Raw genomic sequence first — 21,627 nt, 5'->3', positions numbered from 1 at the left:
TTGTAGCGGTTTCCTGAAAGTGCTTCCACCGCCATTCACGGACAGGCACAAATTTACGAGACCAGCACAATGCTAAAAAAGTTACTAATAGCGAACCGGGGCGAAATCGCCGTCCGCGTTATTCGCACCGCCAAAGCCCTCGGATACCGCACCGTCGCCGTCTACTCCGAAGCAGACGCCCACGCCATGCATACCGAACTGGCAGATGAAGCCGTTTGCATAGGCCCTCCACAAGTTGCCGCGTCCTACCTGAACGCCGACGCCATACTCGATGCCGCACGCCAAACTGGCGCCGACTGCATCCACCCCGGTTACGGCTTCCTCTCCGAGAACGCCGCCTTTTCCAATGCCTGCAAAGAAGCCGGTATCGTGTTTGTAGGCCCACCAGCCGGCGCCATCGAACTCATGGGCAGCAAACGACGCTCCAAAATCGCCATGCAAAAAGCCGGAGTCCCTGTGGTTCCCGGATACGAAGGCGACAACGCCGGCGATGACGAGCTCATTGCCGCTGCAGCCGACATCGGCTACCCATTGATGATCAAGGCCTCCGCCGGTGGCGGTGGCCGGGGCATGCGCCTGGTAAACAGCGAACCCGAACTGGCCGACAACATCAAACGGGCCCGCTCCGAAGCCAAACAGGCCTTCGGTGACGACGAACTGATTCTCGAAAAAGCCGTCATCGAACCCCGCCACGTGGAAATTCAGGTTTTCGCCGACCGCCACGGCAATGCCGTCTACCTGGGCGAACGGGACTGCTCGGTACAGCGTCGCCACCAGAAAGTGGTTGAAGAAGCGCCCTCCCCCTTTGTGACCCCCGAACTCCGGGCCGCCATGGGCGAAGCCGCTGTAAAAGCTGCCTTGGCCTGCAACTACGAAGGAGCGGGTACCGTCGAGTTCCTTGTGGACAAAGACCGTAACTTCTACTTCCTGGAAATGAACGCGCGCCTGCAGGTAGAACACCCGGTTACCGAACTGATCACCGGGCAGGATCTGGTGGCCTGGCAGCTGACGGTTGCCGAAGGCCTGCCACTGCCGCTGGCTCAGAACGACATTGAACTGAACGGCCACGCCATCGAAGTCCGGCTCTACGCCGAAGATCCATCCAACGGCTTCACACCGCAAACCGGCCCACTACACATCTTCAAGCCCGCAGAAGGTGAAGGCCTGCGTTATGACACAGGTGTGCGCTCCGGTGACGAAGTAACACCACACTACGACCCCATGCTCGCGAAGGTTATCGCCTGGGGCGAAAACCGGGATGAAGCCCGCCGGCGGCTGATCCGTGCGCTGGAAGACACCACTGTTTTTGGCGTCACAACCAACCGGTACTTCCTGAGTCGCCTCATCGCAAACAGCACTTTTGGTGCCGGCGAGGCCACCACGGCATTCCTGCAACAGGCCTTCCGCGATGACCCATCACTGCAGCCAGCCAAACCGCAAATCCGCCAGCTCGCTCTTGCAGCCTGCGTACTGGCCCATGGCAAGGCTGGTCAGCAAGCCTGGAGCAACGCACCGGCTACCAATACGCCGATGAAGCTCGACACCGGCGACGAAATTGTTGAATTGTTGGTGCAAAGCAGTGGTAACAAGCTTTCCTGTCGTTTGGGAGACGAACGACAGGAACTGACGGTCACCAGCGTGCAAAACGGTGTCTTATGCATTATCGACAACGGCATCCGTAAGCGTTGCCAATATCACCGCGACGGAGATTCCCTATATTTACAGGCGTTCGGGGAGTCGTGGTCGGTCACGGATCTTACTCACCAGCCGGCCGCAGGCGTCAACGGCACAGGCAGCGGGCACATTCAGGCCTCAATGGACGGCGCCATTATCGTCGTTCTGGCAGAGCCCGGGCAGACGGTTCGCCAAGGAGAAACCCTTGTCATACTGGAAGCCATGAAAATGGAGCACCCGGTAAAAGCTGACTGCGATGGCGTTGTCAGCCAGGTTCTGACTAACAAAGGCGATCAAGTGAAGCGTAACCAGTTGCTGGCCGAAATCACTGCCAACGAATCATCCGAACAGGAGAGCCAGAAATGAATACTTTGAACAGGAAAACCATATTTATTACCGGTGCAAGCCGGGGTATCGGCCGCCAGATTGCTCTCGCGTGTGCCCGCCAAGGTGCGAATATTGTGATCGCTGCAAAGTCGGACACACCGCATCCAAAACTACCCGGCACCATTCACACGGTCGCCGAGGAAGTTCGCGCAGCAGGAGGCCAGGCATTGCCTTTGGTGCTCGACGTTCGCGACGAAGAACAGATCAAACAGCGCATTGATGAAGCAGCCGAACACTTTGGCGGCATTGATGCCCTGATCAACAACGCCGGCGCCATTCGCCTGGCCGGCGTTGAGAAGCTGAAGGTCAGCCGCTTCGACATCCTGCACCAGGTTAATGCCCGTGCTGTGATGGCATGCAGCCAAGCCGCTTTGCCCTGGCTCAAACAGTCCGAGCGCGGCCACATCCTGAGCATGTCGCCGCCACTGAATATGGACCCAAAATGGTTTGCTCACTTCGGACCTTACACCTCCACGAAATACGCCATGACCATGATCAGCATCGGCATGGCTCAGGAGTTCAAGCGTTACGGCATTGCAGTAAACACCTTATGGCCTAAAACCATAATTGCGACCGCAGCGATTCAACACGAAGCGGGAGGCGAACAGTTAATGGCGCAAGGCCGGAAGCCAGACATCATGGCCGACGCAACCGTAAGCATCCTGAACCGGTCAGTCGACGAAATGACTGGCCTGAACCTGATTGACGAAGACGTACTCCGCGCAGATGGCGTAACCGATTTCGAGAGTTACCGGTACAAAGCCGGTGATAAACCCCTGCTGCCAGACCTTTACCTGGACTAGCCTCGCGGTGAGGTTAATCCGAAGCTCTTAACCAACTATAAAAAGCACCTTACGGAAAGACCATGAGCCAAGACAAAGTCAGAGCGATGGATATCGCACGCCGCCTGCCCGGGATAATGAAAAGATTCCCTGCGATCGCAAAAGGGCTTTACTATTACTCGATCAAAGATACGCAAAAAACCATCACCCTTGGAACGCTTGTTGAAAACAACGCCGAAAAGTATGCAAACAGACCTGCCATTCTCTTTGAAGACCGCAGCATAACCTGGGGCGAGTTCAATGCATGGTCCAACCGCATCGCAGGTTATTTTCAGGCTCAGGGGCTGAAAAAAGGCGATTCTATTGCCGTCTTTCTGGAAAACCGTCCCGAAATTCTGGCCGTGATTGCGGGCGCGGCCAAGATCGGCGTTGCCTGCGCCATGTTGAATTCGGCCCAGAAAGGTAAAGTGCTGGAACACAGCATTAACCTGGTTACCCCTGAAATGGTCGTGGTAGGCGAAGAGCTGGTATCTGCCTTTGACGATATGAAAGCAAGCCTTCAGCTTGGCCACCCCACGCCATTTTTATTCCTCGCCGATACAAATACCCTCAACGCCTTTGGCGACGCGCCCTCGGGCTATGCCAACATGGCTCAGCAGGTCAGCACCTTTAACAGCGACAACCCTGTTCTGAGTGACCCGCCCAGAACCGGAGATACAGCTATTTATCTGTTCACTTCCGGCACAACCGGCTTGCCAAAGGCTGCCCCCGGATCCCACAACAAGTTCCTGAAAGCCTACGGTGGCTTTGGCCTGATGTCTCTGGCCATGAAACCGGAAGACGTCTTCTATTGCACCCTGCCGCTGTACCACGGCACGGGCCTCGTCGTTTGCTGGGGCTCGGTGCTGGCCGGAGGTTCTGCGCTTGCCCTTCGCCGCAAGTTCTCCGCCAGCGCCTTCTGGGACGACGTGCGCCGCTACGATGCAACGGTTTTTGGCTACATTGGCGAACTCTGTCGCTATCTACTGAACCAGCCGCCAAGTGAACAGGATCGCAACCACCGCCTGACAAAGATGCTTGGCAATGGGCTGCGCCCCTCCATCTGGAAGGAGTTCAAAGAGCGTTTTGGTATTGAGACCATCTCGGAACTCTACGCTTCCAGCGAGGGCAACATCGGCTTCAGCAATTTCTTCAATCTGGACAATACCGTTGGCATGTCCACAGCGTCTTACAAACTGGTGAAGTTCCACGATGGCACCCGCGACCCGGTCCGGAATGAAAAGGGCACCATGCAGGAAGTTGCAAAAGGCGACCCTGGCCTGCTAATCGGTGAGATCACGAAAAAGTGGTCGTTTGAGGGCTACACCCGGAAAGAAGCCACGGAAAAATCCATTTTGCGCGACGCCTTCAAGAAAGGCGACGCCTGGTTCAACACCGGTGACGTTCTGCGAGAAATCGGCTGTCGCCACCTGCAGTTCGTCGATCGAATGGGTGACACTTATCGCTGGAAAGGCGAGAACGTTTCAACCAACGAGGTAGAAAATATCCTCGACGGTTCCGGAATGGTTGAAGAGGCCATCGTTTATGGCGTGGAGATCCCGAAAACCAACGGAAAAGCTGGCATGGTGACGCTGGTGCCGAACAGCGAAACCTTTGATATCGATAAGCTGCTTGGTTTCCTGCGGGACAACTTGCCGGCTTATGCGGTTCCGGTGTTTGTAAGGGTTACCCAAGCCATCGAGAAAACGGGAACCTTCAAGTACCGTAAGGTGGATATTCAGAAAGCCGGTTACACTCTAGAACGGTCTGATGAGGAAGTCTTCGCTTGGTTGCCCAAAACCGAGGGTTACGTTCGGCTGACCCCGGAGCTGGTTTCGGATATTGATTCCGGACAGTTTAACTTCTGACTTTGGTGTTGCCGGCTGGTTATGACCCTAGCCTTTTAGATCGGGGTTAGCCATACAGGGCGGGTCTTCCCAAAAACCGCTACAAGCACATCCGTGTGCGCTTGTTTCGGGCCGTCCTTGGCCCTCTACATTTTTGGGAAGACCCGCCCTGCATGGCTTTCAGAGTTTAGAGTAGTAGTCCTAAATCACAAAAACTTCTTCTCAAGGCCATCGTATTACTAGCGATAACTGAAAGTTTAAATGGTGAGAGTGGGCGGCCCCTCCCAAAAATGTCTGCGGCCATGGATGGCCGCAGTCAAGCGCACATGGATGTGCTCGTAGCGGTTTTTTGGGAGGGGCCGCCCACTCTCACCTACTCCAAAACCATCAGGCTACGATTCAGAAGGCCACTCAAGCCCCAACTTTAAGCACCACCTTCCCAGTAGCACGCCGCTCAGTAAGAGCCCCCAGAGCCTTGGCGTAATCTTCAAACTCGAATACTTCGCTTATTTTCGGGTCGATTTTACCTTCGGCATAAAGCTTCATCAGCTCCATCATGTTCTGGGCACTCGCTTCCGGCTCGCGCTGGGTAAAGCTGCCCCAGAACACGCCGACAACCGAACAACCTTTCAGCAGCGTCAAGTTCGCTGGAATCTTCGGAATATCACCTGCAGCAAAGCCAACAATTAAATGGCGGCCGTTCCAGGCCATGGCACGTAGCGCCTGTTCGGTAAAATCACCACCTACGGGGTCGTAGATCACATCCACGCCTTTGCTGTTGGTCAGGCGCTTTACCGCGTCTTTCAAAGGTTCTTCTGTGTAATTAATCAGCTCATCTGCACCAGCCGCCCTGGCAACCTCCAGCTTCTCGGCAGAACTGGCTGCGGCGATAACGTGAGCACCCATAGCCTTACCCAACTCTACCGTTGCCAGGCCAACACCCCCGCTGGCACCCATAACCAGGAGGCTTTCGCCTGGCTGGATGTTGGCGCGTTGTTTGAGTGCGTGATAGGACGTACCGTAAACCATGGTGAACGCAGAGGCTTTTTCGTCGCTCATGCCTTCCGGCACTGGCAGCAGATTGTGCTCGGGTACGATCACTTCCTCGGCAAAGGCGCCGTACCCGGTCAGGCCCGCAACCCGGTCGCCGACTTTGAAACGGGTGACCTTATCGCCCACTGCAATCACTTCACCAGACATTTCTCCGCCGGGGGAAAACGGCATTGTCGGTTTAAGCTGGTACTTGCCTTCGATGATCAGAGTATCGGGAAAGTTCAGGCCTGCGGCTTTTACGCGGACTTTAACGCCGCGGCCTTTGGCCTCCGGGCTGGGGACATCCTCGATGACCAATGTTTCAGCCGGACCATATTCCTTGCAGAGGATCGCTTTCATGGGAACTCCTTTGATAAAAATCAGTTGTTATTGAATCATGCCAAGCTAAACAGACTCTCTTCATGAAGCAAATAAAGAACCTTTATCCATGTGAATAAGTCGGGCTTATAGTACGACTTTCACAAGCGTATATCCTGAGGTGAATAAGAAACACGTTTCCGTTATCCTTCGCGCTCCTGATCCGAGCCGCTCAGAAACCATCCGTCTTCCTTTCAGGGTTGATTATGTTCGACGTTATTTACTCGCTTGAAATGATTGGAATTATTGCCTTCGCGATATCGGGCATGGTAGTTGCTCGCTCCAAGAACATGGACCCCGTCGGCGTTTTTACCATCGCTTTTATCACGGCACTCGGCGGCGGAACCCTGCGCGATCTGATCATGGCAAATCACCCGGTTTACTGGATCAAGCACGAAGAACAACCCATTCTCATTCTCGCCATGGCGATCATATTCAGCTACTGGAAGCGCTCGGAGCGCATTCGCGAATCCTGGATTGTTTTTCCGGACGCCATCGGGCTCGGTACTTTCTCGATTCTGGGGGCGCAATTGGCTCTCGATCTGGGCCACTCATGGTTTATCGCCTCACTGCTCGGTGTGATGACCGGCACGTTTGGCGGAGCTCTGCGGGACACCCTCTGTAACGAAGTACCTTTCATTTTTCGCAAGGATCAAATCTACGCGTCCATTTCATTTGCCGGCTGCTGGCTTTATTTTCTGTGCCAGTGGGCGCTGGAAAGCGAAACGCTGTCGCTGACGATTGGCCTGCTCTTTATTGTGGTTGTCCGGATGGCTGCAGTACGCTTTGATATCCGTTTACAGCGAGACCCACTACAGCGCTGACGACCGGAGCCTGTGGTCAGGAATCATCTCTTGGCCTGAGGGTCCTCAGCCGGTAAGATTGCCGCTTTTTCACGCAGCTAATCCTCACACTCTGGCATCCCGAGAGGCAGACATCCGTCATGCTCGAACGACTGTTCCAACTCCAGGCCCACGGCACCAACGTTCGTAAAGAACTGATTGCGGGCATCACTACCTTCCTGACCATGGCCTACATTATCGTGGTCAACCCCAGCATCCTGTCTGCCACTGGCATGGACTTCGGGGCAGTCTTTGTTGCCACCTGTCTGGCTGCAACCATCGGCACTCTGATTATGGGCCTTTGGGCCAACTATCCGATCGCCCTGGCTCCGGGCATGGGCCTGAACGCCTTTTTCTCGTTCACGGTTGTGGGTAGTCTCGGGTACACTTGGCAGGTTGCGCTTGGTGCCGTCTTTCTCTCGGGCCTGATCTTCTTCCTGCTGAGCATTTTCAAGATCCGCGAGTGGATCATCAACAGCATTCCCTTATCCCTGCGCTTCGGGATTACCGCTGGTATCGGCTTCTTCCTGGCACTCATCGCTCTGAAAAACGCCGGTATCGTAGTAGATAACCCCGCTACGCTGGTTGGCCTGGGCGAGCTGAAATCTGCCGAAAGCCTGTTGTTCTTTGGCGGATTTGTACTGATTTGTGCGCTTTCGTTCCGCCGCATAACCGGGGCGGTGATGATCGGCATAATTGCCGTGACCATTATTGCAATGATGCTGGGAATGATCGAATACAATGGCTTTGTCTCCGCCCCGCCAAGCCTTGCGCCCACCTTCATGCAACTGGATATCGCCGGTGCATTGAACGTCGGCATGATCAGCATTGTTTTCGCGTTCCTGTTCGTCGATCTGTTCGATACATCGGGCACGCTGATTGGTGCTGCTCAGCGCGGCGGCCTTCTGGACAAAGACGGCAAGCTCCCTCGTCTGGGCCGCGCACTGATGTCTGACTCTGTTGCGACCATGTCTGGCGCCGCTCTCGGCACCTCGACCACCACCAGTTACATTGAGTCCACGGCAGGTATTTCTGCGGGTGGGCGCACCGGTCTGACAGCCGTGGTTGTAGCCATGCTGTTCCTCGCCTCCCTGTTGCTGGCACCCATCGCGAGCATTATTCCAGCCTATGCCACGGCGCCGGCTCTACTTTACGTTGCGGTGTTGATGACCGGCGGCCTGAAACTGATAGACTGGGAGGACATTACTGATGCCGCACCAGCGGTCGTTACCGCGCTGGTGATGCCACTGACCTTCTCCATCGCCAACGGCATTGCACTGGGCTTCATCACGTACGCCGTGATCAAAGCCCTTAGCGGACGCTGGTCAGACCTGAACGCAAGTGTTGTGGTGATCTCTATCGTTTTCATCCTGAAATTCATCTTTCTGGACGCAGGTTAAGCTGCGCCCGGACTGAGAGCCGGACTTTTTATGGATTACTTTTCTCAAAGCATCAAGCAAGCCATCCGCACAGTGCCAGACTGGCCAAAGCCCGGCGTCGCCTTTCGTGATATCACCACGGTTCTGCAGGATAAAACCGCCTTCCGGAAGCTGATCGATGCGTTCGTTCACCGCTATCACGGCCATGATATTGATGCTGTGGCTGCGGTGGATGCACGGGGATTCACCATCGGCTCGGCGTTAGCTTATGAGCTCAATGCCTCGCTGGTACTGGTGCGCAAAAAAGGCAAGCTACCGTTTGATACGTTGGTGGAAGACTACGAACTGGAATACGGAACCGCCTCGGTAGAGCTGCACCAGGATGCGCTCAAACCCGGCGACAAAGTGATACTGGTGGACGATCTGATTGCCACCGGTGGCACCATGCTGGCCGCCAGCCGGCTGATTCGCCGTATCGGCGCAGAAATTATAGAAGTTGCTGCAATGATCGATCTCCCCGATCTTGGCGGATCTGCCAAGCTGCAGGAAGAGGGTCTGAAGGTCTATACTGTATGCTCGTTTGAGGGCGAATAGAAACTTCGCCCCGATTGCTGAGCAAGCACTGAAAGCTTATTGGGAGATCGCCATGGATCATTATCAGCACCACTGGAAAGACGGCACACCGGTACATCTGCCACTGGGCAAGATCGTTTGCGTTGGCCGCAATTACGCGGAGCACGCAAAAGAGCTCAACAACCCGGTGCCTGCCGAACCTCTGCTGTTCATCAAACCCGCCACCTCAGCAGTGCATGTAACACGCCCCCTCGCGTTTCCCGCCAATTATGGCCAAGTGCACTTCGAAACCGAATTGGCGGTACTGATCGGCAAACCATTAACCAATGCAACTCCCAGCGAGGCTCAGGCAGCCATTCTCGGTTACGGCCTGGCGCTGGATCTGACCCTTCGGGATCTGCAAAGCCAGTTGAAAGAAAAAGGACACCCCTGGGAGCGGGCCAAAGCCTTCGATGGGGCGTGCCCCCTGTCTCCGTTTGTGGCCGCAGAGCGTTTTCGTAACGATCACATTACTTTCAGCCTGGATATCAACGAGAAGCGCCAGCAAAGCGGTGATACCCGGGATATGCTTTTCCCGATCATTCCGCTGCTCGCTCACATAAGCAGCCACTTCACGTTGCTGCCGGGCGATGTGGTGATCACGGGCACCCCCAGTGGCGTTGGCCCATTGCACTCAGGGCAAACCCTGTCGCTGCAACTGGAGGATCAGTTGTCTGTCTCTACCAAAGTGGTTTAACGTGGGCTGTCACAATCTTTCTATCTGAAGAGCACGTATAGTCAGGCATGGCAAAAAAACCGGTTACCTCACGCAGTGGTCGTTTCTTCAAGCTTGCCGGCATGACTGCCTCGGTGGCAGGGCAATATGCCGGCCAGAAAGCCCGCAGCATGTTCAGCAGCGAGAATGACGACGGCGCCCGTAGCGAAAGCTACACCCGCATGGCTAACCGCATTACTGACACCCTCGGCGAAATGAAAGGCGCAGCCATGAAGGTGGGCCAGATTGCGTCCCAGACTCAGGATTTCCTGCCACGAGAATTTTCGGATGCCCTCCAAAAGCTCCAGAAAGAAGCGCCGGCCATGCCTTTCGAGATTATTCTTGAGCAGGTAGAAACCGGGCTGGGCAAGCCCGTAGGCGAACTGTTTGAATATCTTCAGGAAACGCCCTATGCCGCTGCGTCCATAGGTCAGGTGCACCGCGCCCGGTTGCACGACGGCACCAATGTGATTGTAAAAGTACAATATCCGGGTGTTGATGAGTCCTGCGATTCCGATCTGAAACAGTTGCGCCTGGCTCTCAAGCTCGGCGGCTTGCTGAAAATGCCGAAAGAGTCGGTTGACCAGTTGTTCACAGAGATTCGCGAGCGCTTGCGGGAAGAGCTGGACTACGAGAACGAAGCCCGCAACATTGAACTGTTCCGGGAGTTTCACAAGAATGATTCCTGGGTGGTTATTCCTGCTGTAATTCATAGCCATTCTACCCGCCATGTGCTTACGCTTGAGCTGGAGGAAGGCGACCACGTCAGCGAGGTTACGCCGGAACACTACGACCAGGCCACGATCAATCTGATCGGCCATCGCATGTTTACCACCATGGCCGACCAGCTATTCCGTTTTCAGTGTATCCACGGTGATCCTCACGCCGGGAACTTTGCGTATCGGCCGGATGGCAGCATTGTGGTGTACGATTTCGGCTGCATCAAGAAACTGAAGCCGGAGATTGTTGAGGCTTACCGCAATGCCGTGACCGCAGCGCTGGCTCAGGATTACAAGGCATTGGATTCGTATCTGATCGATCTGGGGGCCCGGGTAGGGAGTCAACCGGCTATTGATGAGGCTTATTACGCCATGTGGCGGGATATTCTCGTTGTGCCGTTCGATTCTGAGCAGCCTTATGATTTTGGCGAATCCAGTATTCACAAAAGTGTTGCTGCCAAGACGAGCACGGTGTTCAAGTATCTGGATTCGTTCAAGCCGCCGGTTGAGAGTATTTTTATTGACCGGATGATTGCGGGGCATTATTGGATGCTGAAACGGCTGGGGGTTCAGGCTGCTTTTGGTGAGGAGCTTCGTCGGTATCTTGCTGAGTCGCCCTGAGCTTTAGCTTTGGTGCTGACGGCGACATCCGAACAAGCTTTTCAAAACACGCTGTGAATACGTCCTTGTACGCTTGGCTCCGCCATCCATGGCTCCGCACAGTTTTGAAAAGCTTGTCCGGATCCCGCCTGCCGAGCTCAGCCGTTTGCTATCCACACTACTTTTGATTCTGCTTGGTTTTGACAGCTTCGTGCTGCCGATGTCTATCTGGCCAAAAAGTTCGCTACCCACTCGGCAATGCCCTCTCCTGCACCTTTGCGGATAACCCTTGCACGGGAAACACCGGGAGTTTCGCCCGGATCTATCACTGTAATCGGTACGTCTCTCTCCACCTCATGAACCAACCCGGCAGCCGGGTATACCTGTAGCGATGTACCAACGATCAGCAGCTCATCTGCGGTGCGGACGATATCGGCTGCCGGTTGGAGCATTGGGACTTCCTCGCCGAACCAGACGATGTGCGGGCGTAGCTGCTGGCCGTATTCGCATTGCTCGCCCAGTTGGATGTCGCGGTAGCCTATGTCGTAGACCAGTTCCGGGTTAACTGAGCTTCTGGCTTTGGTGAGTTCGCCATGCAGGTGGACTACCGTGCTGGAGCCGCCGCGTTCATGCAGGTCGTCTACGTTTTGGGTGACGATGGTTACCCTGTGGCTCTGTTCCAGTTCGGCGAGCAGGCGGTGGGCGCGGTTTGGCTGGGCGGTGGCGAGTTGGCGCCTGCGTTCGTTGTAGAAGCGCAGCACCAGTTCCTGATTGCGGGCGAAGGCTTCGGGGGTGGCAACATCGTAAACACTATGTTGCTCCCAAAGCCCGCCGTTGTCGCGGAAGGTGGAGAGGCCGCTCTCGGCGCTGATGCCAGCGCCGGTGAGGACTACAACATGCCTTTGCATCAGTCGAAGATCTTGCCGGGGTTGATGATGCCGTTTGGGTCGAATACCTGTTTGATCCCTCTCAGGTAGGCAATTTCTGCTTCGCTGCGTGTGTATTGCAGGTAGGGCTTTTTGGTCATGCCCACGCCATGTTCGGCAGAAACGCTGCCTTGGTATTTCTCGACAATTTCGAACACCCACTTGTTAACCTGCTGGCACTTTTCGAAGAAGTCTTCTTTTGCCATGTCTTCCGGTTTGAGGATGTTGAGGTGCAAGTTGCCATCGCCAATATGGCCGAACCAGATGATTTCAAAATCCGGGTATTGTTCAGCTACCAGCTCATCGATTTCCTGTAGAAAACCCGGAACTTTAGAGACCACAACGGAAATATCGTTCTTGTAGGGCGTGCGGGGCGCGATGGATTCCGAGATGCGCTCACGCAGCTGCCACAGATTCTGGGCCTGGGTTTCGCTCTGGCTGATAACACCGTCCAGTACCCAACCATTTTCCATGCATTGCTCGAACAGGTTCATGGCATTGTCCATCACCTGGTCCGATGTCGCTTCAAACTCCAGCAGCGCGTAGTAAGGCGCTTCGGTTTCAAACGGAGCCTGTACCTGCCCGTGGGCCAGAACATGCCCCATGGCCTGATGCGAGAAGAACTCGTAAGCGGTCAGATCAAGGCCGCTCTGGAAGGTTTTCAGCACATCCATGGTGTTGCCGAGATCATTGAGCCCGAGCACCAACACCGTGAGGCTGTCGGGCTGGCGCGAGAGCTTCATGGTGGCTTCGGTGATAAACCCTAGCGTGCCTTCAGCGCCGATGAACAGGTGGCGCAGATCATACCCCGTGTTGTTCTTTGCCAGATCCTTGTTCAGATCAAGGATGTCGCCTTTACCGGTGACCACTTTCATGCCGGCTACCCAGTCGCGGCTCATGCCGTAGCGAATGACCTTGATGCCACCCGCGTTGGTGGAAAGGTTGCCGCCAAGCTGGCTGGAGCCGGCAGACGCAAAATCGACCGGGTAGTAAAGGTTGTTCTCTTCGGCAAAGTTTTGTAGCTGTTCGGTCACAACGCCAGCCTGACAACGAACCAAGCGGTCGCTGGCGCTAAAATCAAGAATCTGATTCATGTTGTCGAAAGCAACAACCACTTCCCCGTTGGCGGCCACGGCACCTGCGCTCAAACCGGTACGGCCACCGGAAGGAACCAGCGCAACCCGGTTTTCGTTGGCAAATATGACCAGCGCCTGGACCTGTTCAGTGGTTTTCGGGAGCACGATGGCCAGTGGGTTGGGCGCATAGATTCGCGTCCAGTCTTTGCCGTAACTCTCAAGATCAGCTGGGTCGGTCAGTACCTTTCCGGGAGCCTCGCCGTTGGCAACCAGCTGTTTCAGGGAAGCAATGATCTGTTCGGATTTCATCAAGGAATCAGTCTCGTCAGGGTTGGGCTGGCAGCTCTGGATACAAATTCTCAGTCCAGTTGATCCAGGCGAACCGGCACACTGTGAAAAGTTGCTTTTATGGTATCATACCGCCCCTGTTCTGTGAGCCAGCCCCGACGATCACTGGCTGCAGGTCATTTCATGCCACGAAAGGTTCGGAAGCGAAGCCCATGTCAACGATGTCCCTCGAAAAGAGCAAAATCCGGATTCTGCTGCTGGAAGGCGTGCATCAATCCGCCCTGGATACCCTGAACGCCGCAGGCTACACCAACATTGAGTACCTCAGTCACTCTTTGGCCGAGGAAGATCTTATTGAGAAGATTGCCGATGCGCATTTTGTTGGCCTTCGCTCCCGTACCCAGTTGACCGCAAACGTATTTGAGGCTGCCAAAAAACTGGTTGCCGTGGGCTGTTTCTGTATCGGTACCAACCAGGTGGATCTGCAGGCGGCGACCCGTCGTGGCATCGCGGTATTCAACGCGCCTTTCTCCAACACCCGCAGTGTTGCTGAACTGGTTCTGGCACAGGCTATCCTTCTGCTCCGTGGTGTTCCGGAGAAAAACGCCAAGGCACATCGTGGCGACTGGCAGAAATCGGCCAAAGACAGCTACGAGATTCGTGGTAAAAAGCTGGGCATCATCGGTTACGGCAACATCGGTACCCAATTCAGTGTTCTGGCGGAAAGCCTGGGCATGGATGTGTACTTCTACGATGTGGTTTCCAAACTGTCCATCGGTAATGCGACGCAGGTAGGTACCATGCATGAACTGCTCAACATCGCGGATGTGGTGAGTTTGCATGTGCCGGAAACACCGGCCACAAAGTACATGTTCAAGGCAGAGCAATTGGCTCAAATGAAGCCTGGCTCTATTCTGATGAATGCCTCAAGAGGCACTGTTGTTGATATTGATGCTCTCGCAGACTCCCTCAGAAGCGGCAAGCTGCTGGGTGCCGCGATTGACGTATTCCCGGTTGAGCCCAAATCCAACACCGAGGAATTTGTTTCTCCGTTGCGGGAATTCGACAACGTTATCCTGACACCACATGTTGGCGGCTCCACCATTGAAGCACAGGAAAACATCGGGCGTGAAGTGGCAGAAAAGCTGGCGATGTACAGTGACAACGGCACCTCAGTGTCTTCTGTTAACTTCCCGGAAGTTGCCTTGCCTTCGCACCCGAACCAGCACCGCTTGCTGCATATTCATGAGAACGTGCCGGGCGTGATGTCTGAAATCAACCAGGTATTCTCCGAGAACGGCATCAACGTGTGCGGGCAGTACCTGCAGACCAAAGAAGACATTGGTTACGTGGTGATCGATGTAGACAAGGCCTACGGTGAACTTGCCCTGGAGAAGTTGCTCCAGGTAAAAGGTACCATTCGTGCTCGTGTGCTGTTTTAAGCAGCATTGGACATAAAAAACCGGAGCTTTGTGCTCCGGTTTTTTATGTCCGGCAAGGCCGGGACCCGGGTTGTTAACCGGCTACTGCATTGGTACCAGCGTCAGTTCAACACGACGGTTCTGCTCACGCCCTGCCGAAGTGTCGTTGGATGCAATCGGGTAACGCTCACCATAACCCACCGCACGGGTACGCTTGGGCTCAATACCCTGATTGAGCAGGAAGTCCCTCACAGAGCCCGCACGGCGCTCACTGAGCAGCTGGTTATAGCTGTCAGCACCGGAACTGTCTGTATGGCCCTCAATCTGAATAATGGTCTTGTCGAATTCTTTCAGAACCAGGGAAACAGATTCCAGCGTACTTGTGAAGCCACCCCGGATTGTGGTCTGGTTCAGATCAAAGGTGATATTACCGGGCATGACAAGCTCGATCTCGTCACCGTTACGAATCACCCGGACCCCTGTGCCTTTCAGCTTATGTCTCAGCTCTGCTTCCTGCCGATCCATGTAATAGCCAATGCCTCCACCGACAGCTGCACCGCCTGCTGCACCAATCAGTGCGCCTTTGCCGCGATCACTCTTGCTTGAGGTTGCAGCGCCTACAGCTGCGCCACCGATGGCGCCGATGATGCTGCCTTTGGTTGCATTCGAAGTTTTCTCTTCATCGGTGTAAGGGTCATACGTCATACAACCGGCGAGGCCCATGGTTGTAACTGCTAATGCGAGCATTGTTTTCTTCACAGCATTCTCCTGTGGCTGGCTTTTTACAAACGTCTTTTCAGCTTCAAGCCTTCAAACTCTGCGGCCTTGTTGTCGCGACGCATCAAGAGTTCTCAGGGACGTCTGCTACGGGTGATTAAATGTGTCGATAATTGTATTGAACACGGTGGCCTGTAAATCCTTGGCTTCGTTCACCAGGTGGTGACGACCGTCGGCGATTCGAACTTCCTCCACCGATGCAAACTTATTGCGGATAATTCTCAGATTATGCTGCCAGTCCACTGTCTGGTCTTTTTCTCCCTGAACCACCGTGACCGGAAAGTCTACAGGGCGGGCCGATTCAATGTGCGGTATCCAAGTGCGCAACGCGCTTACCCAGTCAACATGCACTGCTCTTGCCTGCAGCGGATCATGCTCCTTCAGGAAGCGCAAAAAATGTGTGTTGCCGCTGTTTGCGGAAAATACACGCTGCCAGCGGCTGATAAACGGCTTGACCACCGTGTGCAGAACTCTGGCACCAAGCCAACCGACTGGCCGGACCAGCGGCGCCAACAAGACCACTTTACGAAATTCTGATGTTTCCCGGGAGTGATGATTCGACAGCAAGTAATCAATCAGTATGCCGCCCCCCGTACTCTGGCCAACCGCAAACCATGGCCCGCGGATTTTGTCCCGGACATGGGCAAGAACTTCTGACAACACCCCCTGATACTCCAGGAAGCTGCCAATTGCCGCCGGTGTCCCGCTGGAAAGCCCATGACCTGGCTGGTCGTACGCCAGCACATCAAAACCGGCGCCAATGCAGCGGTCAATCAACTGGCTGTATAAGCCGACATGATCAAAATAACCGTGCAGAATGAACACAGTACCACGTTTCGCCCGCTGCTCCGGCAACCGAAAGTAATGCACCATGACTTCATGCCGGTCCGCCGCTACATAGCCTTGGTGATACTCAACCTCAGGATGTTCAACCCAGAGATCAAGGCCATAAAAACGACAATAGGCCACCATTTCTTCGCTAAGCCCTTCCCGTCCACCCGGGTCAAAAGGCTCAAGCCGATCCAGCAGGGACCCACGATCCCAATCCGGTATTTCTATGGTATCTGTTTTCCAGTACACGTAGAGTTAAACGCCTGTCATGAATAGATAATACGAATTACGATGCTCAATCCTAACCCATAGCGGGGTCATAACACAGATGTTGCAACATCTTCTTGAAACCGGGCTGCGCCAGACCATGAATCGCCTGGTGAAACCGGCTCTTCATCCCAAGGTACCGGTTTCAGTTCAACGCACACTGGTAAGGCACGCCTACCGAAGCTCTGTTCCGCCCGGTGACTGCCGCTTTCAGGCAGGTACACTGGCAGGCACTCCGGTTATCAGGAGTTCGTTCGGCCAGGCCACACGCGGTGCCGTGCTGTATCTGCATGGCGGCGGTTACATCATCGGCTCTGCCACTACCCACAAAGGTATTACCGGGCATCTGTCCAAAACCAGCGGCTGCATGGTAGTTACTCCGGATTACCGCCTTGCACCGGAGCACCCTTTCCCGGCCGCATTGGACGACGCGGAAGCTGCCTGGCTGGCGCTCATTGATGAAGGTTTCGCACCCGGGCAAATTGCCATTGCCGGTGATTCCGCAGGCGGCGGGCTGACGATTGCGCTGGCCTTGCGATTGCGTGACCGCGGTAAGCCCTTGCCCACCTCCCTTACGGTTTTTTCACCCTGGGTAGATCTGACCCAGGAAGCGCTGTATTCACCCGAGTGCGAGCCAGTATTGCAACCACGCTGGACAGCCAAGGCTGCGAAACTCTACGCCGGTCAGGAGTCTCTGCGCAACCCGCTGATTTCACCGATTTTCGGCGACCTTGAGGGTTTGCCCCCGATACTGATCCAGGTCGGAAGCCAGGAAATTCTGCTTAACGATGCGGAGCGACTCGCAAGCGCAGCCGCAAAGGCCGGGGTTAAAACTCACCTTGAGGTGTTTAACAGCCTTTGGCACGTTTTCCAGGTTCACAGCGGCCAGCTGGACCGAGCTACAGCCGCCGTGCAAGCCGCTGGCGAGCATATCAGAGAGCATCTGGCAGGCTGAGCTTACCGAGCACAAGCGCCTCTTTGCGCTTTCTCGGCCATTGTTTGATGTGCCACTCCAGCTTTGAAGCCCGGCTGCGGTCGCCGGCCGGCGAACTGAACACCAGCTCCAGCGGGCCCTTGCCCCTCAGACTTCGCGCGCCTTTGGGCACGCCAGCCTGGTGTTCAGCAAAGCGGCGGAGGACATCTGTGCTGATACCGGTATAAAGCGCGCCACTGGCGGTACGAACCATGTAAACAGACCAGTCACTAGCCATCAGTCAGCACCTGCTCCCTTGCTCTCACCTTTTTCTGCTGCAACCAGAGGCCCATCATAATCAGCACCAGGCCAATGTAGGTCGACGACAGAATCTGTTCACCAAGAATAAAATAGATAAACACGAGAGACAGGAAAGGCGAAATGAAGATCAGATTGCTTACCCTGGAGGTGTTTTCCGCCTTTTTCATGGCATAAGACCAGAGTACAAAGGCGATGCCCATCTCAAACACACCCACGTATACGGCCGCTACCAGTGAACCCGTTAGCGGCAACGCCAAGCCTTCCGTCCACCAACAGATCAGTGCAATCACCGGAAGGCCAAACAAAAAGTTCAGAAACAGCCCTACCACAGGGTCGCGCGTATCACGGGTAGCGATAATCCAGTAGGAGGCCCAGACAAGCGTACTGCCGATTGCCAGTGAGACGCCCAGCGGATCTGAGAAACTGAGAGTGGTAACGGCGCCACGAGTGGCAATCACCACAACCCCGGCGTAACAGACCAGCCCGGCAAGTATATCCAGCTTGCGCAACCGATGCCCCAGAAAAGGTACCGACAGATACGCCAAAACCAACGCCCAAGTATAATTTAACGGCTGCGCCTCTTGGGCAGGCAGTCGGTCAAAAGCGCCGAAGAGCAGAAAGTAATACAGGCAGGGGTTGATCAGCCCCATACCAAATGACTGAACGTATTGCTTTTTGCGCAACAAAAACACCAGGTGCCAGCGCTTCTGCAACAGCAGAATGCAGCCCATAACCAGCACAGACGAGGCGCAGGCAACCAGCAGCATTTGCACTGGTGCCAGATCCGCAAGCGCCAGCTTGAAAGCGGTGGCCACCGTAGACCAGAGCAGAACCGTGCCCAGCCCGTACAGCATGGCTGTTTTCTGATTTGTCATTACGGCTCCCCTTTCAGCTCTCGTGCACCGGTGCTCTCAGGACTGGCTTCATCATTGTTTTCGCCCGCCGACTGACCCGCTGCCAGCCACCGATACAAGGTGCGTCGGTTAACGCCCAGAATCTGCGCCGCCCGGCGCTTGTTGCCATTCACCGCCTGCATCACTTCGCGCACATAGTCTTGTTGGAGGTGTTCCAGTGTCGGCCATTCGGAGATGTTTCCATCAGATCGGGTAGCTTCGGGGCTGACCGCACCGCCCTGACGTTTCCTTACCCGCTCAGGCAAATGATCGGGCTGAATGGTATCGCCCTCACAGAAGGTAACGGCCCTTTCGATGGCGCTACCCAGCTCTCGGACATTACCCGGAAACGGATAATCCATCAAAGTGCGGGCGCTTACCTCACTAAGCTTGAGAAACCCGCGCTGATGCCGCCGTGCCGCCTCCCGTAAAAAATGCATCGCGAGCAGATCGACGTCATCACCCCGCTCTCTCAGCGCCGGAATACGCAGGCTGAAGGTTTCCAGCCGGTAGTATAGATCTTCCCGGAAGCTTCCCTCGCGTACTGCCTTGAGCAGATCCACATGGGTGGCGGCGAGAATTCGCACATCCACCGGCTCTTCCTGATCCGCCCCCACTGGTTTGACCATGCCCTCCTGCAGAACCCGTAGCAGCTTCGCCTGCAAGGCCAGGGGCATTTCTCCAATTTCATCGAGCAACAAAGTGCCGCCGTGGGCTTCTGCGAACAGACCTTTGCGGGCCTGTCGGGCGCCGGTAAAAGCACCCGCCTCGTGACCGAAAAATTCACTTTCCATAAGTTCGCCGGGGATGCCGGCGCAATTAACAGCCACAAAAGACCCGGAGTTCCGCCCACTGGCCTGGTGAATAGCTCTCGCGACCAGCTCCTTACCGGTGCCGCTTTCGCCGCAGATCAGCACTGCGGCTTCGCTGCGGGCAATCTGTCGGATCTCAGACCGAAGCCGAACCATGCTTTCATGTTCACCAATGAGACCGAGAGATTCATCCTCGCCTTGGTGCGTAAGAAGCTGCTGCAATTGCCGGGTGAGGTCGGCCTGAGCCAGCAACCGACGTATTTTCAGGCGCAGGTGGTCAGTGGATAACGGCTTGGTCAGAAAATCATCCGCCCCGGCTTTTAGCGCATCAACCGCCTGATCCACGGTTCCGAACGCGGTAATGATGATAAAAGGCAAGCTATGGCCGTCAGTCTGAGCTGCCTTGAGAAGTTCCAGACCATCTCCATCCGGCAGACGAAGGTCAGAGACAACCAGATCCGGTGTTTCGTCAGCCAGCAGCCGGCAGCCCTCGTTTACCGTGCTGGCGCGAGTTACGCGATAGCCATCCAGCTCGAGCTCTTCACTTAACAACAGGCTCAGGCTGGCATCATCTTCCAGTAGCAGAATAGTTGCCTGGTGCTCGCTCATTCCGCTGCCTCCACTGGCCAGAACAGGCTCATCCGGCATCCGCCCGCTTCATTGTTCCCGATTTCAATCCGGCCACCGTGCTCTTTCAGCACGCTGCAGACGACCGCCAGCCCAAGCCCCGTACCCTCTCCCGCTGGCCGGGTGCTGTAAAAAGGCTCAAACACAGACTCACGTTTTTCGGGTGCTATGCCCGGGCCATCGTCATCTACCCGCACCTCCCACTCGTTACCGCCGTGATGCAGCGACAAAATAACCTCAGAACGAGCAGCTTGGCAGGCGTTGCGCACCACATTAAGACACGCTAATTCCAATCTCACGGGTTCCGCCCTGATCCTGGCGTCCGCATCAAGGCCCTCGCTCAGCATGCGTTTGCCTCGGCATTTCTCGTCCTCAGCGGCACGATCCAACACATCTCTGAGCACTGCAGCAAGACTGATTGGCCGTCGTGAATCCGGCACATGCCGGAAACAATCCAGAAGCTGCTGAATAATCATGGTCATACGCCCTACCTGGTAGCCTATATCCTCCAGATGGCGGCGCTGCTCATCCGTGAGCTCGTGACGCGCCAGAATATTTGCGCGCCCCTGAATGACATTTAACGGAGCGCCCAGTTCGTGCGCGACACCCCCCGCCACGCGCCCGATCATGGCAATTTTTTCCTGATATTCCAGGCGCTCAGCCAGCTCGCGTTCTTTGATCACACGGTGTTGTATTTCCTCTTCCGCGCGGGCCATGCGCTCACCCATCTCCCGCACACCACCATATATCTGCCTCAGCTCACGGGGGCCGGATGGATCCGCACCAAGACGCCAGTGCCCGGGAGCCAAACCCGCCATCGTGCTCAATAGCCGACTTACATGCCGGCCCACAGCACCGTAATGCCCGAGCACCACCACCAGAATGATCGTGATCGCCAGAGCAGACCAGATAGACACCGCCCACAGGCGGCTTGAGGCCAAAAGCTCATGGAAATCACTGCGTCTGCGGGTTATCTGCAGCAACCCCTGTATACGACCGTCTGCGGCTACCAGGGGCGTAAAGTGCGAGAATACGGACTGCCCGTCCACCCAGCGAAACGCTCCGCCAAGCTCGCCGCTATTGATCACCTGCTCCGCACTGGCGCTGTTACCCACATCTGTATCGGCCAGGCCAAGGCTGGCGATTCGGGCACCATCCTTGTCAAATACCGATGCGCCCGACACACGCCCAATCCGGAAAATCGATTTCAGGGAATCGCCCATTACCAGTTCGTCTTTTTCCTGCATCGCCCGGGAAAGCGGGCCGCTGGCCGCGCGGGCAACCAATTCCAGATCTTCCCGCAAGCGATCATTCAAGGCTCTTTCTACGGCGCCAAACCCCAGATAAATGGCAAGCCCGCTAATGACGAGCAAAGGGACAACAATGCTCAATACCAACGTTAACTGTATCGATCCAAAAACCTGGCCGGCATTTCTGAGGGAGGGTTTCATTCTGGCTCCAGCGACATA

The 21,627-nt window shown here is 55.5% G+C and carries 19 protein-coding genes; 10 read left to right on the top strand and 9 right to left on the bottom strand.

What is annotated here, in order from left to right; genetic code table 11:
* The first annotated feature begins 69 nt into the window (after nt 1-69).
* The 3 genes from ACN0V1_RS04865 to ACN0V1_RS04855 all read left to right on the top strand — a co-directional run bounded on the left by ACN0V1_RS04865 (nt 70) and on the right by ACN0V1_RS04855 (nt 4,750).
* Nucleotides 70-2,040, top strand: a complete 1,971-nt coding sequence (locus tag ACN0V1_RS04865) for an acetyl/propionyl/methylcrotonyl-CoA carboxylase subunit alpha (RefSeq protein ID WP_417543913.1) — start codon at nt 70-72, stop codon at nt 2,038-2,040.
* The gene (locus ACN0V1_RS04860) at nt 2,037-2,864 is read left to right on the top strand and encodes an SDR family oxidoreductase (protein WP_417543912.1); all 828 of its coding nucleotides are present in this window, start codon (nt 2,037-2,039) and stop codon (nt 2,862-2,864) included. The genes ACN0V1_RS04865 and ACN0V1_RS04860 overlap by 4 nt, the downstream gene beginning before the upstream one ends.
* Before the next feature lie 62 nt (nt 2,865-2,926).
* The gene (locus ACN0V1_RS04855; protein ID WP_417543911.1) at nt 2,927-4,750 is read left to right on the top strand and encodes a long-chain-acyl-CoA synthetase; all 1,824 of its coding nucleotides are present in this window, start codon (nt 2,927-2,929) and stop codon (nt 4,748-4,750) included.
* A gap of 390 nt (nt 4,751-5,140) precedes the next feature.
* Here ACN0V1_RS04855 and ACN0V1_RS04850 read toward each other — a convergent pair whose 3' ends face one another.
* A complete protein-coding gene (locus tag ACN0V1_RS04850; RefSeq protein WP_417543910.1) occupies nt 5,141-6,121 on the bottom strand; it encodes an NADPH:quinone oxidoreductase family protein in 981 nt (326 codons plus the stop codon).
* 224 nt (nt 6,122-6,345) lie between these two features.
* On the opposite strand from ACN0V1_RS04850, the gene ACN0V1_RS04845 reads away from it, so the two are divergent.
* The 5 genes from ACN0V1_RS04845 (at nt 6,346) to ACN0V1_RS04825 (ending at nt 11,027) form a co-directional block, all read left to right on the top strand.
* Nucleotides 6,346-6,963: a trimeric intracellular cation channel family protein gene (locus ACN0V1_RS04845; RefSeq protein WP_417543909.1), complete on the top strand. Its 618-nt coding sequence runs from the start codon at nt 6,346-6,348 to the stop codon at nt 6,961-6,963.
* A gap of 119 nt (nt 6,964-7,082) precedes the next feature.
* Nucleotides 7,083-8,381, top strand: coding sequence for an NCS2 family permease (locus ACN0V1_RS04840; protein WP_417543908.1), 1,299 nt, complete (start codon nt 7,083-7,085; stop codon nt 8,379-8,381).
* A 30-nt stretch (nt 8,382-8,411) separates the two neighbouring features.
* Nucleotides 8,412-8,954 (top strand): adenine phosphoribosyltransferase, encoded by a 543-nt coding sequence (locus ACN0V1_RS04835; RefSeq protein WP_417543907.1) that lies wholly within the window; start codon nt 8,412-8,414, stop codon nt 8,952-8,954.
* Between the two features lie 52 nt (nt 8,955-9,006).
* Nucleotides 9,007-9,669: a fumarylacetoacetate hydrolase family protein gene (locus ACN0V1_RS04830; RefSeq protein ID WP_417543906.1), complete on the top strand. Its 663-nt coding sequence runs from the start codon at nt 9,007-9,009 to the stop codon at nt 9,667-9,669.
* 47 nt (nt 9,670-9,716) lie between these two features.
* Nucleotides 9,717-11,027: an ABC1 kinase family protein gene (locus ACN0V1_RS04825; protein WP_417543905.1), complete on the top strand. Its 1,311-nt coding sequence runs from the start codon at nt 9,717-9,719 to the stop codon at nt 11,025-11,027.
* 203 nt (nt 11,028-11,230) lie between these two features.
* Here ACN0V1_RS04825 and ACN0V1_RS04820 read toward each other — a convergent pair whose 3' ends face one another.
* Nucleotides 11,231-11,914 carry an SIR2 family NAD-dependent protein deacylase gene (locus ACN0V1_RS04820; RefSeq protein WP_417543904.1) on the bottom strand — a complete coding sequence of 228 codons (684 nt, stop codon included), beginning with the start codon at nt 11,912-11,914 and terminating at the stop codon, nt 11,231-11,233.
* On the bottom strand, nt 11,914-13,317 hold the full coding sequence (locus ACN0V1_RS04815) for an FAD-binding oxidoreductase (RefSeq protein ID WP_417543903.1): 1,404 nt from the start codon (nt 13,315-13,317) through the stop codon (nt 11,914-11,916). The genes ACN0V1_RS04820 and ACN0V1_RS04815 overlap by 1 nt, the downstream gene beginning before the upstream one ends.
* A 191-nt stretch (nt 13,318-13,508) precedes the next feature.
* Here ACN0V1_RS04815 and serA point away from each other — a divergent pair, with 191 nt between their 5' ends.
* The gene (gene serA, locus ACN0V1_RS04810) at nt 13,509-14,738 is read left to right on the top strand and encodes a phosphoglycerate dehydrogenase (RefSeq protein ID WP_417543902.1); all 1,230 of its coding nucleotides are present in this window, start codon (nt 13,509-13,511) and stop codon (nt 14,736-14,738) included.
* An 81-nt stretch (nt 14,739-14,819) separates the two neighbouring features.
* Here serA and ACN0V1_RS04805 read toward each other — a convergent pair whose 3' ends face one another.
* Entirely contained in the window at nt 14,820-15,476 is a 657-nt protein-coding gene (locus ACN0V1_RS04805) for an OmpA family protein (protein ID WP_417543901.1), read from the bottom strand.
* Between the two features lie 105 nt (nt 15,477-15,581).
* The gene (locus ACN0V1_RS04800; RefSeq protein WP_417543900.1) at nt 15,582-16,574 is read right to left on the bottom strand and encodes an alpha/beta hydrolase; all 993 of its coding nucleotides are present in this window, start codon (nt 16,572-16,574) and stop codon (nt 15,582-15,584) included.
* 79 nt (nt 16,575-16,653) lie between these two features.
* Between ACN0V1_RS04800 and ACN0V1_RS04795 the strand changes: the two genes are divergently transcribed.
* Nucleotides 16,654-17,547 carry an alpha/beta hydrolase gene (locus tag ACN0V1_RS04795; protein WP_417543899.1) on the top strand — a complete coding sequence of 298 codons (894 nt, stop codon included), beginning with the start codon at nt 16,654-16,656 and terminating at the stop codon, nt 17,545-17,547.
* Here ACN0V1_RS04795 and ACN0V1_RS04790 read toward each other — a convergent pair.
* The 4 genes from ACN0V1_RS04790 to ACN0V1_RS04775 are packed head-to-tail and all read right to left on the bottom strand — an operon-like array spanning nt 17,525 to nt 21,609.
* Entirely contained in the window at nt 17,525-17,803 is a 279-nt protein-coding gene (locus ACN0V1_RS04790; protein ID WP_417543898.1) for a GIY-YIG nuclease family protein, read from the bottom strand. The two genes, ACN0V1_RS04795 and ACN0V1_RS04790, sit on opposite strands and share 23 nt — an antisense overlap.
* Nucleotides 17,796-18,701 (bottom strand): DMT family transporter, encoded by a 906-nt coding sequence (locus ACN0V1_RS04785; RefSeq protein WP_417543897.1) that lies wholly within the window; start codon nt 18,699-18,701, stop codon nt 17,796-17,798. The genes ACN0V1_RS04790 and ACN0V1_RS04785 overlap by 8 nt, the downstream gene beginning before the upstream one ends.
* Nucleotides 18,701-20,140 (bottom strand): sigma-54-dependent transcriptional regulator, encoded by a 1,440-nt coding sequence (locus ACN0V1_RS04780; protein ID WP_417543896.1) that lies wholly within the window; start codon nt 20,138-20,140, stop codon nt 18,701-18,703. The genes ACN0V1_RS04785 and ACN0V1_RS04780 overlap by 1 nt, the downstream gene beginning before the upstream one ends.
* Entirely contained in the window at nt 20,137-21,609 is a 1,473-nt protein-coding gene (locus ACN0V1_RS04775) for an ATP-binding protein (protein WP_417543895.1), read from the bottom strand. Before ACN0V1_RS04775 ends, ACN0V1_RS04780 begins: the two co-directional genes overlap by 4 nt.
* Nucleotides 21,610-21,627: the final 18 nt, after the last annotated feature.

The organism is Marinobacter sp. (assembly GCF_048266785.1).
Classification (GTDB): Bacteria; Pseudomonadota; Gammaproteobacteria; order Pseudomonadales; family Oleiphilaceae; genus Marinobacter.
The sequence above is the reverse complement of the archived record's forward strand: the minus strand, read 5'-3'. Positions and strand labels throughout refer to the sequence as shown.

Excerpts from the sequence above, each read along its gene's own strand:
- ACN0V1_RS04865 (WP_417543913.1), top strand. The coding sequence starts at position 70 with ATGCTAAAAAAGTTACTAATAGCGAACCGGGGCGAAATCGCCGTCCGC.
- ACN0V1_RS04860 (WP_417543912.1), top strand. The coding sequence starts at position 2,037 with ATGAATACTTTGAACAGGAAAACCATATTTATTACCGGTGCAAGCCGG.
- ACN0V1_RS04855 (WP_417543911.1), top strand. The coding sequence starts at position 2,927 with ATGAGCCAAGACAAAGTCAGAGCGATGGATATCGCACGCCGCCTGCCC.
- ACN0V1_RS04850 (WP_417543910.1), bottom strand. The coding sequence starts at position 6,121 with ATGAAAGCGATCCTCTGCAAGGAATATGGTCCGGCTGAAACATTGGTC.
- ACN0V1_RS04845 (WP_417543909.1), top strand. The coding sequence starts at position 6,346 with ATGTTCGACGTTATTTACTCGCTTGAAATGATTGGAATTATTGCCTTC.
- ACN0V1_RS04840 (WP_417543908.1), top strand. The coding sequence starts at position 7,083 with ATGCTCGAACGACTGTTCCAACTCCAGGCCCACGGCACCAACGTTCGT.
- ACN0V1_RS04835 (WP_417543907.1), top strand. The coding sequence starts at position 8,412 with ATGGATTACTTTTCTCAAAGCATCAAGCAAGCCATCCGCACAGTGCCA.
- ACN0V1_RS04830 (WP_417543906.1), top strand. The coding sequence starts at position 9,007 with ATGGATCATTATCAGCACCACTGGAAAGACGGCACACCGGTACATCTG.
- ACN0V1_RS04825 (WP_417543905.1), top strand. The coding sequence starts at position 9,717 with ATGGCAAAAAAACCGGTTACCTCACGCAGTGGTCGTTTCTTCAAGCTT.
- ACN0V1_RS04820 (WP_417543904.1), bottom strand. The coding sequence starts at position 11,914 with ATGCAAAGGCATGTTGTAGTCCTCACCGGCGCTGGCATCAGCGCCGAG.
- ACN0V1_RS04815 (WP_417543903.1), bottom strand. The coding sequence starts at position 13,317 with ATGAAATCCGAACAGATCATTGCTTCCCTGAAACAGCTGGTTGCCAAC.
- serA (WP_417543902.1), top strand. The coding sequence starts at position 13,509 with ATGTCAACGATGTCCCTCGAAAAGAGCAAAATCCGGATTCTGCTGCTG.
- ACN0V1_RS04795 (WP_417543899.1), top strand. The coding sequence starts at position 16,654 with ATGTTGCAACATCTTCTTGAAACCGGGCTGCGCCAGACCATGAATCGC.
- ACN0V1_RS04790 (WP_417543898.1), bottom strand. The coding sequence starts at position 17,803 with ATGGCTAGTGACTGGTCTGTTTACATGGTTCGTACCGCCAGTGGCGCG.
- ACN0V1_RS04785 (WP_417543897.1), bottom strand. The coding sequence starts at position 18,701 with ATGACAAATCAGAAAACAGCCATGCTGTACGGGCTGGGCACGGTTCTG.
- ACN0V1_RS04780 (WP_417543896.1), bottom strand. The coding sequence starts at position 20,140 with ATGAGCGAGCACCAGGCAACTATTCTGCTACTGGAAGATGATGCCAGC.
- ACN0V1_RS04775 (WP_417543895.1), bottom strand. The coding sequence starts at position 21,609 with ATGAAACCCTCCCTCAGAAATGCCGGCCAGGTTTTTGGATCGATACAG.